Source organism: Paraburkholderia sp. 35.1 (genome assembly GCF_050436525.1).
GTDB lineage: Bacteria > Pseudomonadota > Gammaproteobacteria > Burkholderiales > Burkholderiaceae > Paraburkholderia > Paraburkholderia tuberum.
In genome coordinates, this window is record NZ_JBNDMJ010000003.1 from 3,496,764 (window position 1) to 3,511,674 (window position 14,911).

Genomic DNA, 14,911 nt, shown 5'->3' on the forward strand with positions numbered 1-14,911 from the left:
GGGATCACGTCAATATCGGGTTGATCCATAACACGCAGGACGACCGTCCCGTGGTCGCGAACGACCCGGTGGACAATTCGCGGCAACTGGTCAATAAGGGTTCGGATCCGCTCACTCAGGAGACCTATAAGGAGACCTATATCAAATTCATTTGCGCCATGGCGAAGGAATAGATCGCGTGGGCCGGGTGTTCTGTTTGCCAAAGGGCGTACTAATCGCGCCGGGAGATGGAGCGATGCCAGCAGGCAAAAACCGTCAACCTGGAGGCGTCCGGTTCGCAACAGCGGCGCCGATACCGGTTCGATCACCGCGCTGCGGCTTTCCGTCCAGTACGACTTACCCGCAACGTAAAGAAGGTTCGCAGATCACGTCATGGCCCACGCAATCACACTCACTTCCAGTCTCGGCAGCAGTCTCCTGTTCGCAAACATGACCGCGACCGAGTCGCTCGGTCGGCTGTTTTCATATCGGCTCGAAGCGATCAGCAAGAACGCGGAAGTCGATCTGCGTTCGCTGCTAGGCACGCCGATGACGGTGAAGCTTGTCACGCCGCAAGGCTATACGCGCTACTTCAACGCGATTGTCCGCGAAGGCGAGCAAGGCGGCTTCGTCAACATCGACAACGTGCGCTATGCGGTCTACACGTTCACGCTCGTGCCGAAACCGTGGTTGGCGACGCGCAGACGCGACTGCCGCATCTATCGAAGCATGAGTGTGCCGCAGATCGTCCAGTCGGTACTTGGCGACATCGGCTATAGCGATCTGAAGGTGAGCCTCAGCGGTAGCTATCCGCCGCGCGACTATTGCGTGCAGTACCGCGAAAGCGACTTCGACTTCGTCAGCCGGCTGATGGAGCAGGAAGGCATCTACTACTTCTTCACGCATACGCAGAGCACGCACACGATGGTGCTCGCCGATGCGCTCGGCGCGCACTCGAGCGTGGCTGGCTTCGAGCAGATTCCCTATGCGCCGCCGATCGGGCGGGGCAAGCGCATGAAGGCGTCGATCAGCGACTGGGCGACCTCTCGCGCGGTCAACGCGACGAAGGTGCAGCTCGACGACTACGACTATCTGAAGCCGAAAGCATCGCTGCTTGCCACCGAAGAGCTGACCGACATGGAGGACGCGCACAACGTGAGCGGCCTCGACATCTACGACTATGCGTACGACTACGTTGGCTACGACGAGCGTCTGTCGGACGGCCAGCGCTACGCGCAGGTGCGCGCGGATGCGTTGAATGTGCCGCTCGCGATGAGCGCCGGCCACACCGACGCCTGTGGTCTCGCCACGGGTGCGCTGTTCAGGCTCAAGGACTTTCCGCTTGCCGACGCGAATCACGAATACCTCGTGATCGACGCGGTGACGCGCCTCGTCGAGCCGGACTACTCGGCGGGCGGCGGGGGAGACGATGGCGAGGCGCCGTTCAGGTGCGGCTTCAAGGCGATCCGCAGCCGCCAGCTGTTTCGCACGATGCCGACGACGCCGCGTCCGGTGATCGCTGGCCTGCAGACGGCGGTGGTGTACGGCGATACGCCCGAAGACATCGCCGTCGACAAATACGGCCGCGTGCAGGTCACGTTCTTCTGGAATCGTCAGGGCAAACCGAACGCGCGGAACTCGTGCCCGGTGCGGGTCGCGCAGATGTGGGCCGGCAAGCGCTGGGGCGCGCAGTTCATCCCGCGCGTCGGACAGGAAGTGGTGGTCAGCTTTCTCGACGGCAATCCGGACCGGCCGCTGATCATCGGCAGTGTCTACAACGCCGACAACATGCCGCCGTACAACCTGCCGGACAACAAGACCCAAAGCGGTGTGAAAAGCCGCAGCCACGAAGGTGGCGGTAGTGACGACTACAACGAGATCCGCTTCGAAGACCGGGTGGGCCGCGAGCAGGTGCTGATTCACGCGCAAAAGGATCTGCGCGAAGAGTCGGAGCACGACCACGATGTACAGGTCGCGCGCAACTACACGCTGACGGCGGGCAACCAGATCAGGCTGGTCACCGGACTTGCCAGCATTACGATGAACAGCACCGGCGAGATCGCGATTCAAGGCACCAGCATCTCGCTTAACGGAGAGATGAACGTGACGATGGCATCGGGTCTTGCGATGGAGATCAACTCGAAAGCGAATCTGAACATGAGTTCGATCGCGGCGATGGAAATCCTGTCCGAGGCCGATTGCCTCGTGCAGTCCACCAACCTGCAGTTGATCGGGACCGCGACGGCGGTACTGGGCGGCGCGGCTCCGATGATCTTATGAGCACGCCGTCGATTGTCGAAGCAGCGCGCCAGATGCGGCTTTCCACGCGCGCGCAAGCGTGCCTGCGGCCGTCGATGGCGGCGCGTTCGGCGGTGCAGACATTGCTTGACGCCGGACACTCAGCCGATGCGTTGAGCCTGCTTGGTCGTCTGCTGCCGCGCCGTTATGCGGTGGCGTGGGCGTGCCAGTGCTGCCGCCGTCAGACGCTCGACGACCACGACCGCGCAGGTCTCGAACTCGCGGAAGCGTGGGTGCGCGATCCCATGGAAGCGCAACGCGCCGCGGCGCTAGCGTTCGCGAAGACGCATCGCTACCAGACGATCGGGGCATGGACGGCTGCCGCCGCAGGTTGGTCGGGCGGCAACCTGAATCCGGAGCACGAGCGGCCGACGCCGCCGCCGGAGCATCTGACGGCGATCGCGGCGACGGCCGCGGTGAGCTACATGGCCGCGCTGGTGCCCGCGCGGTTCGATGCACGCCGTGCCGCGTTCGTGCGCGATGCGCTGGGCCTGCTGAGTGTTCCTGAAGGTATCGATGGAGGTATGCAATGAGCGCCGCGCAGAGGCTGATTCTCTCGATAGAAGGCGAGGGGACCGGCGGCTTCGACGCAAGCCGCGAGCAGGTGTTCGACTGCCGCGATGGCAGCATCGGCCGTTCCGACGAGTGCGACTGGGTGCTGGGCACGGAAGGCGTGTCGCGTCTGCACGCGCTGGTGCGCTACCTGAACGGCATGTATTTCATCGAGGACCGCAGCACGAACGGCATGTCGCTGAACGGCGCGCCACTGCGAAAAGGCGATCCGGCCGCCCTGAAGCAAGGCGACCGCTTGCAGATCGACACGTTCGATGTCAGCGTGCGCTTGAGCGGCAACGGTGCGACCGAACCGGACCCGCGGGCCGGCGCGGTCGATCCGGGGCGCACCGCGTCGTTCGTTGCTGCCGCGCCGGCCCCTGCCTGCGCACCGGCGCCTGCGCCTGCGCAAAACAGGGGTCCGCTGGACCTGAGCCTGCTGCTCGCGCCACGGCGCGCCACCCCGGCGGTGGAGCATGCGGGCGAGGCCGAAGGCCTGATTCCGGGCGTCGCCGACGGATCGGCGCCGGGTGCGAGTCTCGATCCACTCGCGTTGTTCGATGTGCCATCGTCCTACGCCGACGAACCGCTGCCTCGCGTATCGTCCGCGCCCGGTTGGAACCACACGCCTGCGGCGGCCGACCGCTTCCGGCCGCCGCAGGCCGAGGCGGCACGGCTTGGCGGGCCCGTGCTCCCGGAAGACTGGGACGCGAGCGCGAGCCTGGTCGCCGCGCGTTCCGGGCAGGGGCGGCTCGAACCTTCTGAAGATGTGTCCATGACGACTGGCGGGATCCTGGCGCTTGTGCCCGCACCGTCGCCGACGCAGGTGCCGCCGCAAAATCAAACGCAGTCGGAAACGCCGATGCATTCGCACGCGTCGCCGGACACAACACCCGTCGTGATCGCTGCGGCAGTTGCAGCGCCGGCAGTGCCTGCGGTTCCGACCGCTCCGCTCGCCTCTGCCGCCCCGTCGCCCGCCGGCGAAGACGCTCCCGAATTGATGGAAATGTTCCACATCGCCGTCGACGCGATGATGGACGTGCTACGCGCGCGCGCCGAACTGAAGAACAGCTTCCGGCTGCCCGCGACGTTGATCCAGCGTTCTGAAAACAACCCGTTGAAGTTCGCGCCGACCGCGCAGGAAGCCGTCATGAGGCTGCTCGCGCCGCCCGATGGCGGCTTCCTCCGCGGCAACGCCGCGCTGAACGATGCCGCCGACGACATCCGCAATCACCAGATGGCGATGCTTGCTGGCGTGCGTTCCGCGTTTCAGTCGCTGCTCGCGCATTTCGATCCGGCGAAGATCGAACGGGAAGCCGAAGGGAGCGTGCGCCGTTTGCCGCTCGGTGGCCGGCCGCGTCACTGGGAGCGCTACAAGGAACAGTTTGAAGAAGTCACGAGCAATCCCGATGAATGCTTCAGGCGGCTTTTCGGCGATGAATTCGCGCGCGCCTACGAAGAACAGCTCGGACGCCTGAAAAGGCGGCGCAACGAGCCAACGTAACCAGCCAACGCGACCCGCCGGCGTAACGCGGTGCGGCGAGGCCCGAGGCCGTCGCGACCCGCACTCGTCGCGCGACGTGTGACAACCCCTATCCGGTTCACCGACATGACCCAGAGCAACAAGGTGGTATGGAGCGAAGGCCTGTTCCTCAGGCCGCAGCACATGCAGCAGCAGGAACGCTATTTCGAGCGTTACGTGGAGCTGCGCGCGGGCAATCTGCGTCCGCACGCATGGGGCTTTCACGAACTCGAACTGGAAAGCGATCTGCTCGCAATCGGCAAGCTCGGCATCAAGCGCGCACGCGGCGTGTTTCCCGACGGCACGCCGTTCGCAATGCCCGGCGATGATCCACTGCCGCCGCCGCTCGATATCGATGCGAACTGGCGCGACCAGATCGTTCATCTAACCTTGCCGCTGCGTTCGCCCACGCAGCCGGACAGCGCATGGCCCGGCGCCGGCAGCGATCAACTGTTCCGCTATCGCGTGCGCGAAGCCGAAGTGCGCGATGCGTCGGGCAGCATGGAAGGCGTCACCGCGCTCGAAGTCGCGGGCATGAGTACACGTCTTTTACCCGAATTGCAGCCGATGGAAGGCCTGATGCGGATTCCGTTGGCACGAGTCGTCGAATGCCGCGCCGATCGGCGGGTGATCCTCGACGATGGCTTCGTGCCGACCTCGCAGAGCACCGAAGCGGCCGGGCGGCTCGTCACCTTCCTGTCCGAGCTGCTCGGCCTGCTGCATCAGCGCGGCGAGGCGCTCGCAGGACGTGTGAGCGAGACCGATCGCGGCGGTGCCGCGGAAATCGCGGACTTTCTGCTGCTGCAGGTGATCAACCGCTATCAGCCGCTCGTCGCGCATCTTGCCGAGGCGCCGCTGCTGCACCCCGAAGCGCTTTACCGGCTGCTGCTCGAACTGGCCGGCGAGCTGGCTACATTCACGACGCCGGGCAAGCGCGCGCAGGCTTTTCCGCCGTATCGGCACGAACTGCTGCGCGAAAGCTTCGAGCCGGTGATCGCGGCGCTGCGCATCGCGTTGAGCGCGGTGCTCGAACAGAGTGCTGTCGCGATTCCGCTGCAGCAGCGCAAGTATGGCGTGTGGGTCGGCATGGTGGCCGATCTCACGCTGCTCGATACGGCGAGCTTCGTGCTCGCCGCGAAGGCCGACCTGAAGTCCGAAGACATGCGCCGGCAACTGCCGACTCAATCGAAGATCGGTCCTGTCGAAAAGATCCGCGATCTGGTGAACCTGCAACTGCCGGGCATCGGCGTATCGCCGATGGCGGTCGCGCCGCGCCAGTTGCCCTACATGTCGGGCTTCCTCTATTTCGAGTGCGACAGAAACTCGCCGATGTGGCGCATGTTGAAGACGTCCGGCGGCATCGCGATGCACTTCGGCAGCGGCTTCGCCGGTCTCGACCTGCAACTGTGGGCGGTACGCGCATGAATACCACCAACGACCGTTCCGCCGACGCAACCCGGCGCGGCGATGCGACGATGGTGCGCCCGCAGCGCGCCGTCAACACCGATCCCAACGCCGATCTCAACACCGACGCCGGCGAGCTCACGCGCATCGTGCGGCCGGCATCGCCCACTTCGCGCGTGATGCCGGCAAACCGGCCATCGCAGCCGCCTGGGCCGCCGCCGCTGCGCGCCGAGCTGGGCGACTTCCTGAGCGGTGTCGCCAATCCGCTCGTCCGTGCGGCCAATCCGCTGCTGCTGCTGACGGTGCAATTGCGGCACAGCGTTGCGCCGCCCACCGACGTCGGCCGTCTGCGCGATCAGGCGGTCGCACAGGTGCGCAGCTTCGAGCGCTACGCACAGGGCGCGGGCATCGACACGCAAACCATCGTGGCAGCGCGCTACGTCCTATGCACGATGCTCGACGAGTCGGTGAATAACGCGCCGTGGGGCGACCTGAGCGGCTGGGCGCAAAAGACGCTGCTCGTGACATTCCACGGCGAGGCCTACGGTGGCGCGAAGTTCTTCCAGATTCTCGATCGCCTGAGCGTCGACTTCTCGCGCCATCTCGATCTGATCGAGCTGATGTACATCTGTCTCGCGCTGGGCTTCGGCGGACGCTATCTCGTGGAACCAGGCGGCCTCGCGCGCCTGGCCGACATTCAGGATGATCTCTATCGACGCATTCGCGCGCTGCGCGAAGCGCCCGCCGCGGAACTGGCGCCGCATTGGCGCGGCGTCGAAGACCGCCGCAATCCGGTGATGCGGCATGTGCCGATGTGGGTCGCCGCGTCGGCTGCGGCCGTCGTGCTGCTGGGTGCGTTCCTGGTGTTTTTCACGAAGCTCAACGCGCTCGCTGCGCCAGTCGGCGCACAGCTTGCCGCGATCGGTCTCGAGAACACGCCGCCGCCGCAAACCGTCGCGACGCCCGCGCCCACGGCCGCGCGCGTGACGCTCAAGCAACTGCTCGCGCCACAGGAACAGGCCGGCCAGTTGAGCGTCGACGAACAAACCGATGGCCGCGCCACGGTGCGTCTCGCCGCCGCCGAACTGTTCCCGTCGGGCGGCGCCGACATCGCGCCCGACGTGGTGTCGCTCCTGCACCGGATCACGTCGGCGCTGAATCAGGTGAAGGGCAGGGTGATCGTCGTCGGCCACACCGACGACCAGCCCGTGCGTTCGCTGACTTTCAAGGACAACTTCGCGCTGTCGACGGCGCGCGCGCAGAACACGCAGCAGATTCTCGCGCAGGGGCTCGACGATCCGCATCGTCTCGAAGCGAGCGGCGCTGGCTCGTCGCAGCCGATCGCGACGCCGGCCGATCTGCCGGCGAACCGCACGCGCAACCGTCGCGTGGAAATCCTGTTTATCCCGGAGCACTGAACCCATGAACACGCTGAAAACCTGGGTGACGTCCCGGTGGTTCACCGTCGCGATCGGATTGCTATTGATCGCTGCGCTGATCTGGCTGGGCGCCCCCTATCTCGGGATCGGAGAACGGCAGCCGCTCGCGAGCGCCGCGGCCCGGCTGGCGCTGATCTTCGCGATTGTGCTCGGCTGGCTGCTGGTCGAACAGGTCATGCAATGGCGCGCGCGGCGCAAGACGTCGCAACTGTCCGGCGAGCTGGCTGGACAGGACGCGCAGCTTCCGCTCGACGAACCCGGCAGCGCCGAACGCGAGCAGTTGCAGCGTCGCTTTCGCGAAGCAATCGATATGTTGCGCAAGACCCGCAGCAATGGCAGCAATCTCTACGCGCTGCCGTGGTATGTGGTGATCGGTCCGCCGGGCTCGGGCAAGAGCACCCTGGTGCAGAATTCCGGGCTCGAGTTTCCGCTCTCGGAGCGCTTCGGCAAGGAGGCGCTGCGCGGCATCGGCGGCACGCGCAACTGCGACTGGTGGTTCACCGACGAAGCGGTGTTTCTCGACACCGCGGGCCGCTACACGACGCAGGACTCCGATGCGGCCGCCGACGCTTCCGCGTGGCAGGCGTTTCTGTCGCTGCTGCGCCGCTATCGGCGGCGCCGTCCGCTGAACGGCGTGATAGTGACCATGAGCGTGTCCGATCTGCTGACGTTCGACGAAGACACGCGTCAACAGCACATCCGCACCGTGCGCCGGCGCCTCGACGAACTCGCGCAGCACCTGAAGGTGGCGGTGCCCGTGTATCTCGTGTTCACCAAGTGCGATCTCGTGGCGGGCTTCACCGAGTTCTTCGACGATCTCGGGCCCGATCTGCGCAGTCAGGTCTGGGGCATGACGTTTCCCGTCGACGCGAGTATCGACGGCAGCGCCTGCGCGCGCTTCGCGGGCGAGTTCGACCTGTTGCTGGAGCGTCTGAATACGCGCGTGATCGAGCGTCTGCATGGGGAGCGCGATCGCAGCCGACGCGCCGCCGTGCTCAGCTTTCCGCAGCAGCTCGGCGCGTTTCGCGAAATTGCGCGGCAGTTCGTCGAAGGCGCGTTCGGGCGTCATCAGTACGGCGCAGCGCCGCTGTTGCGCGGCGCCTATCTGACCTCCGGCACCCAGCAGGGCGCGCCGATCGACCGCATGCTGAGCGTCGTCGCGCGCACCTTCGGCGTCGACGCGGCACGCGTGCAGGGCGGCGGCACGCAACGCCGGACCTTTTTCGTCGAACGGCTGCTGAAGGAAGTGCTGTTCCGCGAGTCGGGCCTCGCCGGCACCAATCCGCGGCTGGAACGGCAGAAGCTGCTGATGCAGGCCGGGATGTATATCGGCATCGCGCTCGTCACGGCGCTGCTGATCACCGGCTTCGCCACCAGTTACACGCGCAACCGTCTCTACGTCGCGCAGGTGCAGGACACCCTGGAAGACCTGCCGCCAGCCAGCAGCCTCGTCGGCGCACCGGATCTCAAGACGTATTTCGCGCGTGCGCTCGCGCGCCTCGAAGTCATCTCGGGCGCGCAGGGCGTCGCGGGCCAGTATCAGGGCCACGTGCCCTGGCTGATGCGCTTCGGCCTGTTCCAGGGCCACGCGTTGTTCGAGCAGGTGCATGCCGCGTATCTGCGCGAACTCGACGGCACCTTGCTGCCCGGCGTCGGCGTGCGCTTTCGGGAAGGACTCAACGCCAGTGCCAACGCTCCGCAGGCACTCTACGACTACCTGAAGGGCTATCTGATGCTCGGCCAGCCGCAGCATCTCGATCCCGGCGAGCTGGCCGCGCTCGCGCGCATCGAATGGCAACGCATGTTCCCGCAGGACCCGGCGATCCAGAACGCGCTCGACAAACACTTTTCCGCGCTGGTCGACGATCCGGCGAAGCCGCGCGCGCTGACGCTCGACAACGCGCTGATCGATCAGGCGCGCGCGACGCTGAAGACCGCCGATCTCGCGACGCTGATCTACGGCAGCGTCCAGCTCGACGCCGGGCGTTCGGGGGCGCCGCCGGTGCGGCTCGACCAGTCGCTCGGACTGCTTGGCAGCGTGTTTCGCCGCAAGAGTGGCGCGCCGCTTTCGCAACCGTTCCCCGCGCTGTTCACGAGGCCGGTTTTCGCCGCCGAGGTGAACGGCGGAATCGATCGATCGGTGGACGGCTTCGTGAAGGACTACTGGGTCTTCAACGCCAGCCGCATCGATCCGCTCGCGCGCTCGCGCTATGAACAGCAGGTGCTGGCGCTGTATGAGCAGGACTACATCAAGGCGTGGGACGCGCTGCTCGCCGATCTGCAACTTCAGCCGGTGTCTGACATCCAGGGCGCGAGTGCGCTGGCCGCGAAACTGTCGGGTCCGAGTTCGCCGCTGAAAGCGCTGCTGCATCTCGTGCGTGACAACACCAGCGACATGTTGCGCGGCGCCACGGCTGACGGTGCAACTTCGGCTTCATCGGTTTTGTCGGCTTCGGCGGTGGGCGCGCAGGCGGCGTCTGTAGGCGAGAGCCTGGTCGCGAGACGCGCTGCGAACACGCGCCTTGCCGGCGAATTGCGCGATGCGGGCGCAACGTTGCCGGACGGCACCACGACCAACGGCCCCGCAAGCACCAAACCGGGTTCGGGCGACGCGCCGGCCAGCCAGCCGGGCGCCGCCATCGAGGCGCATTTCGCGCAGTTGAACCAGATGAGCGTCGGCACGCCGGGTTCGACGCCGCTCGATCAGATGTCCACCGTGCTCGACCAGCTCGGCAAGAACCTGTTGACGATGACTGACCTGAGCGCGCCCGGCGCGCAGAACAATCCGGCCGTGCTCGCGGCGCGCCAGGAGAGCGACCAGTTGCCGCCGCAGGTGGCTTCGCTGATTTCCGGCCTCACCGGCAAGAGTGCGGATCTGGTCGCAAGCGGAAGCAGCGCCGCGCTCGCCAGCCAGTTTCGCGAGGCAGCGGGCAACGACTGCGCGAGCTTCGTCGATGGCCGCTATCCGTTTGCGTCGAACCGTGCATCGGACATCCCCGTGCAGAACTTCGCCGAGCTGTTCGGCAATGGCGGACGGTTCGACAGTTTCTTCAAGTCGACGCTCGCGAAATCAGTCGACACGAGTGGCCGCAACTGGCGCTGGAAGCCCGGCGCGCCAACCGGCCCCGACGCCGTGCTGAGCGAAGCGCAGAGTGCCGACGCGATCCGCCAGATCTATTTCCGCAACGGCGCGCAACTGCAGGTCGGTTTTACGCTGCTCGCGCCGCAGCTCGATCCGGCAATCGCGAAGCTGACCGTCGAAATCGACGGGCAGAAGTACGACTACGCGGCGAACGGCTCCGCGAGCATGATGATGACGTGGCCTGGACCGCAGCCCGGACACGTGGTCGTCAGTGCGTTCGATACGTCCGGCCAGCCGGTCGGCACGCCGCTGAAATTCAATGGCGACTGGGCGTTCTTCCACGCGCTCGATGCGGCCCGTCTGCAAAAGCAAAGCGACCTGCGCTATCTCGCGACCTTCGACTTCGGCGGCCATGCAGTGAAGCTGCCGATCGCGCCCGCGAGTCTGAAGAACCCGTTCCTCAACGACGAAGTCCGTCGTTTCAGGTGTCCGCGATGAACGGTGGAGTCGGCTTCTTCGGGAAGTTGCCCAGCGCGGGCGATTTTGTTCAGCGACGGCTGCCGTCCGTGTTCGTCGAAGGCTGGGACCGTGACTTCCAGCGCGCGGTCGAAACCGGGCGCCGCGAACTCGGAGCGCACTGGGACGCCGCATGGCGACAGGGCGCGGCGTGGCGCTTCGTGCTGCCCGCACCGGTGTGCGGCAACGTCGCGTGGTGCGGTCTGATCGGACCGGCCGTCGATCGGCTCGGCCGCGCCTTTCCGATGGTACTGGCTGCGCCCTGTGGCGGCGATGTCGCGACCGTGCTCGGCAATCACGCGTGGTTCGACGCGCTCGAGTGCGTCTATCGCAGTGCGCAGCACGAGGTCGTGAGCGTCGAAACCTTCGATGTGCGCGTGGCGGCGTTGCCCGGTCCGCTGACGCACGTGCGACCTGCGACCGACATGGCTGCGTTCTGGCGCGCGCTGCCGTGGGACGGCGGTCAATGGCGACTGGCGATGCCCGAAAGCGCGGCCGTTGGGATGGTGCTGGCCGAGGCATGGTCGCAACTCGGCAAGCGGCCGGGGCCGTGGTGCCTCTGGTGGACCGAACGTGCTGCGTGCCTGTTGGCGACGCGAGGTTTGCCGTTGAGCTACGCAGCGCTACTGGAGCCGGTGGTGTCGAGGGCGGGCGACGTGGGCGACATGGGTGACATGGGCGATGCGCTGCGCGAGTTCGGCTCGGCATCCGCTCGTCAGTGGGAGTCTGTTGCGTTGCTGGGCGATGAAGAGATCGCTGCCGGGCAATCCGCTCTGCACGCGCAGGATGGTCACGATGATCGAGTGTTGCCCGTCGGTTCATCGGCAGCCGGTCACGCTGCAGATGCCAGCGATGCGCTGCTGCTACTCGACGACGGCCGCACGCTGGTGCTGAGTGCCGATGACGGCCCGTCTCACTCGCACCAACGTGCAGCGCGCGCCATCCGCGAGACGGCGCAGCGCAGTGCGGCGGATCTGCCCAGTCTGCGGACCGGCCTGCTGGCGCTGCACGCGCAACTGCGCGGCGCCCGGCACGATGCGCACGATGCGCACGATGCGCACGATGCGCACGATGCGCGTTACGCAGCGGCAGCAAACGGCGCTGCCCTCGTCGCGCGCTTTGACGCAGCGCAGGTGCGACTGCTGCGGATCGGCGCCGCAGCAGCCTGGCACTGGCGGCGCGGCCAGTTGCAACCACTGTTCGTCGAGCGGGCGGCAGGCGCGGGCGGCGAATTTGACGATCTGCTGTTCGGCGATGCATGGCTCGCGATGCCCGGCATCGGCGCCTCGGAAGAGCCGGATTGCGACGAAGCGTGCATCACGCTCGAGGATGACGATCGCCTGCTGTTGCTCGTCAGCCGCGCGCTCATCCAGCTTCCGCACGCGTGTCTGCTCGAGGCGCTGGCATTGACCACGAACGAGGACGCCCGCCTGCATCTCGCGATGTGCGCGGGCCTCGGCACGCAGCCCGCGCAATGGCCGCTGGCCGTGATTGAAGTCGGCTCATGACGACGCATTGTTGCTCCGCCGGCCACACCGAGACAGGCAAGGTGCGCCGCCGCAATGAAGATGCGATTCTGGTTCGCGAGGACCTCGGACTGTGGGCTGTGGCCGACGGTCTGGGCGGCCATTCGGCCGGCGACTACGCGAGCACGCTGATCATCGAACGCCTTGGTGCGCTGACGCGCGAAGGCAGCGTATTCGACTTCATTGCTGCGATCGAAGACAGCCTGCAGCAGGTGAACACCGAACTGCGCGAGGCCGCCGTCGCGCGACAAACCGACGTGATCGGTTCGACCGTCGCGCTGCTGGTGCATGACCAGCAGTTCGTGCTGTGCGGCTGGGTCGGCGATAGCCGCGTGTACGTTCAGGAAAACGGCGCACTGACGCAACTCACTCGCGACCACGTGCATGGTCAACCGGTCGACATCACGCATTTCGGACCACGCGCGCCGGCAGGCGTGGGCACTGGCGTGCTGACCCGGGCGGTCGGCGTCGACGAGACGCTCTACGTCGACTGGGCCATGGCCGGCAGCCGTCCCGGCATGCAGTTCCTGCTGTGCTCGGATGGCGTCAACAAGGAGCTGAGTGATGGCGAATTGACCGCCGCCTCTCGCGAGCAGCACAGTCCACGCCGGCAGATCGAGCGCCTGTTCGAGCTCGCCCTTGCGCGTCGCGCGCGCGACAACATTTCCGCCGTCATCGTGCGGCTCGAAGCATCGTGAAATTTCCGCCATGAACCATCCGGACCCCATCCTTTCCGCTTATCACGGGCGCACGCCGAAGCTGACCGCGCTATCCGACGCTTTCAGGACACGTTGGGAGCGTCAGATCGACGTTCTTCGCAGCGGGTCGGCACCCGCGAGAACTGGCGTGCGTTCCACCACTTCATCGTCCGCACAGATGGCCGGTGCGTTATCGGCATCCGTGCGCCGCAACCACGGCATGACTATCGTGCCGCCCGCGCTGTCGGTCCGCAGCGATGTCGTGCAGTGCGAGTGGCTGCGACCGAGGAGGCAGCAGGCATGAGTGTGGACGAGCAGCAGGTCAACGACGCATTGCGCGCGCTCGACGAAGCCCATCGACTACAGCGGATTCAGCGCAACGAATACCGGTACCGCCGACGCATGTTGTTCGAATCGCTGGGGCGGGACACTGCGGGTACAGGCGACACCGTGCGGCGGGTCGTGCTGTCGGGCGTCATGCAACAGCCGGACGTGTCGGCGGAAGGTCACGATGCCGGAAGTGCGGCAAGTGCTGAAGGGGGGGCAGTGCGCACGGACCTCGACGCGCGACCGCTCGCCGCGTGGGACGCCGTGCTGCTCGGCATGGCCGCGGTGGGCGTCATGGTGTTTTGCTGGTTTGTCTTCGCATATTGAGCCGCGTTTTCGAAGCAGCCAGTCCGAGCGCAACAGCCGCTCAATGTTGCACCGATCTGCAGGGATTATTCTTCGTCCGGCCCGGATAGCGTCTGCAGTTCTGCGAGGCCGCCGGGCGCGATGTTTTTAAGGACCTCCGCGAAGCGCTTGCCGACCAGACGTCTGGCTCGCTTGAGCAGGATCGGCAGCGGACTGGACGGTTCGTGACGTTCGTAGTAGTCGCAGATTTCGTCGATGCACAGGACGACGTCATCGGGTCCCTGGATTCGTCCGTTATCGCGCCGAGGGGCAGCGTTCGTGGGCGCGTCTTCGCCGGTCGACACCAATCCGGCGGCAAGCGCGTTGCCGCGCTCTGGAAAGCGCCGCGCCAACTGTGCATCGACGAACTTCTTCAACTCTTCGATATCGTCGGTCAGGTGGCCCAGATCGGGTCCAGCGGTACCCAGCTTTTCGCTCGCAATTGCATCAATGGCGCGCGCGTGCTCTAGCGCTATCGCGAGTGCTGCGGCCGCATCGGGCAACTGGTGTTCGGGGCAATCCATGCAGCACGCTTCGAGATCGATCAGCGTGGGCGCAGGCATGCCCTCCGCAGAGGGGGGCCGGGTGATTGCGCCCGTCGCGATACGCAGATCGCGCAACGAAAAGCGGCCGAGTCGCGGTGAGCTCACGAAGGGCGCGTTGCGGAAATAGGCGAGTACGCTCCGGGGATCGCCGAGCGGCATGATCGCGTTGGTGCGCGCGGTAGCGTCGTTGTCGTCGGCGGCGTCCAATTGCGGGTGCGCCGCCTCCCAGTAACGTTCCAGCAGACCGCGAACCAGCCCCAGACCGGCGCTCCAGCCTGCAATGCCATGAATGCGGGTCGAGGCGGCGGTCAGATGGATGGCCACACGCAGGTCGTTGGTACGGTTGAACAAAGCCTCGGCGGCGGTTGCCACCTTATCCCAGTCCGGTTCTACGGCGGCCTTCAGGCTGTCGCCCATCGCCCGCTCGGATGTCGGTGTGGCGAGCCGCTCCAGCGCGATGAATTCTGGATCGTATTCGAGGTTCTCGCCTGTCGGCGTGCTGTCATCGATGGGGCGGAGCAGGTGATCTGGATCGAATGGCGTCATGATTGGCTGGCGAAAAAGGAAGGGCGCTGAGACTACAACGACAGGGCGCGTCCAACGAGCGCGCGGCATCAAACGGACAACAGCTAGTGCCCCGTCGTTATTCCGTCTCAACTGATCGTCAGCCTGGTACGC

Annotated in this window: 11 protein-coding genes; 10 read left to right on the plus strand and 1 reads right to left on the minus strand. The window is 66.0% G+C overall.

Going from position 1 to position 14,911, the window contains the following annotated elements:
- The first annotated feature begins 372 nt into the window (after positions 1–372).
- The 10 genes from tssI to OKW27_RS36390 all read left to right on the plus strand — a co-directional run bounded on the left by tssI (position 373) and on the right by OKW27_RS36390 (position 13,670).
- A complete protein-coding gene (gene tssI, locus OKW27_RS36345) occupies positions 373–2,259 on the plus strand; it encodes a type VI secretion system tip protein TssI/VgrG (RefSeq protein ID WP_429336291.1) in 1,887 nt (628 codons plus the stop codon).
- Entirely contained in the window at positions 2,256–2,810 is a 555-nt protein-coding gene (locus OKW27_RS36350; protein ID WP_429336292.1) for a DUF6931 family protein, read from the plus strand. Before tssI ends, OKW27_RS36350 begins: the two co-directional genes overlap by 4 nt.
- Positions 2,807–4,333 carry a type VI secretion system-associated FHA domain protein TagH gene (gene tagH, locus OKW27_RS36355; protein ID WP_429336293.1) on the plus strand — a complete coding sequence of 509 codons (1,527 nt, stop codon included), beginning with the start codon at positions 2,807–2,809 and terminating at the stop codon, positions 4,331–4,333. The genes OKW27_RS36350 and tagH overlap by 4 nt, the downstream gene beginning before the upstream one ends.
- A 105-nt stretch (positions 4,334–4,438) precedes the next feature.
- Entirely contained in the window at positions 4,439–5,776 is a 1,338-nt protein-coding gene (gene tssK / locus OKW27_RS36360) for a type VI secretion system baseplate subunit TssK (protein ID WP_429336294.1), read from the plus strand.
- Positions 5,773–7,173, plus strand: coding sequence for a type IVB secretion system protein IcmH/DotU (icmH, locus tag OKW27_RS36365; RefSeq protein WP_429336295.1), 1,401 nt, complete (start codon positions 5,773–5,775; stop codon positions 7,171–7,173). Before tssK ends, icmH begins: the two co-directional genes overlap by 4 nt.
- A 4-nt stretch (positions 7,174–7,177) precedes the next feature.
- Positions 7,178–10,774 carry a type VI secretion system membrane subunit TssM gene (gene tssM, locus OKW27_RS36370; RefSeq protein WP_429336296.1) on the plus strand — a complete coding sequence of 1,199 codons (3,597 nt, stop codon included), beginning with the start codon at positions 7,178–7,180 and terminating at the stop codon, positions 10,772–10,774.
- On the plus strand, positions 10,771–12,300 hold the full coding sequence (gene tagF / locus OKW27_RS36375) for a type VI secretion system-associated protein TagF (protein ID WP_429336297.1): 1,530 nt from the start codon (positions 10,771–10,773) through the stop codon (positions 12,298–12,300). The genes tssM and tagF overlap by 4 nt, the downstream gene beginning before the upstream one ends.
- Positions 12,297–13,016 (plus strand): PP2C family protein-serine/threonine phosphatase, encoded by a 720-nt coding sequence (locus OKW27_RS36380; protein WP_429336298.1) that lies wholly within the window; start codon positions 12,297–12,299, stop codon positions 13,014–13,016. Before tagF ends, OKW27_RS36380 begins: the two co-directional genes overlap by 4 nt.
- 10 nt (positions 13,017–13,026) lie before the next feature.
- On the plus strand, positions 13,027–13,320 hold the full coding sequence (locus OKW27_RS36385; protein ID WP_429336299.1) for a hypothetical protein: 294 nt from the start codon (positions 13,027–13,029) through the stop codon (positions 13,318–13,320).
- Between the two features lie 2 nt (positions 13,321–13,322).
- Complete coding sequence (locus OKW27_RS36390; RefSeq protein WP_429336300.1) at positions 13,323–13,670, plus strand: hypothetical protein; 348 nt, start codon at positions 13,323–13,325, stop codon at positions 13,668–13,670.
- Positions 13,671–13,735: 65 nt separating this feature from the next.
- On the opposite strand, the gene tssA is transcribed toward OKW27_RS36390, so the two are convergent.
- Positions 13,736–14,779 (minus strand): type VI secretion system protein TssA, encoded by a 1,044-nt coding sequence (gene tssA, locus OKW27_RS36395; RefSeq protein ID WP_429336301.1) that lies wholly within the window; start codon positions 14,777–14,779, stop codon positions 13,736–13,738.
- Between the last annotated feature and the right edge of the window lie 132 nt (positions 14,780–14,911).

Excerpts from the sequence above, each read along its gene's own strand:
- tagH (WP_429336293.1), top strand. The coding sequence starts at position 2,807 with ATGAGCGCCGCGCAGAGGCTGATTCTCTCGATAGAAGGCGAGGGGACC.
- OKW27_RS36380 (WP_429336298.1), top strand. The coding sequence starts at position 12,297 with ATGACGACGCATTGTTGCTCCGCCGGCCACACCGAGACAGGCAAGGTG.
- tssK (WP_429336294.1), top strand. The coding sequence starts at position 4,439 with ATGACCCAGAGCAACAAGGTGGTATGGAGCGAAGGCCTGTTCCTCAGG.
- OKW27_RS36350 (WP_429336292.1), top strand. The coding sequence starts at position 2,256 with ATGAGCACGCCGTCGATTGTCGAAGCAGCGCGCCAGATGCGGCTTTCC.
- tssI (WP_429336291.1), top strand. The coding sequence starts at position 373 with ATGGCCCACGCAATCACACTCACTTCCAGTCTCGGCAGCAGTCTCCTG.
- OKW27_RS36385 (WP_429336299.1), top strand. The coding sequence starts at position 13,027 with ATGAACCATCCGGACCCCATCCTTTCCGCTTATCACGGGCGCACGCCG.
- tssM (WP_429336296.1), top strand. The coding sequence starts at position 7,178 with ATGAACACGCTGAAAACCTGGGTGACGTCCCGGTGGTTCACCGTCGCG.
- tagF (WP_429336297.1), top strand. The coding sequence starts at position 10,771 with ATGAACGGTGGAGTCGGCTTCTTCGGGAAGTTGCCCAGCGCGGGCGAT.
- tssA (WP_429336301.1), bottom strand. The coding sequence starts at position 14,779 with ATGACGCCATTCGATCCAGATCACCTGCTCCGCCCCATCGATGACAGC.
- icmH (WP_429336295.1), top strand. The coding sequence starts at position 5,773 with ATGAATACCACCAACGACCGTTCCGCCGACGCAACCCGGCGCGGCGAT.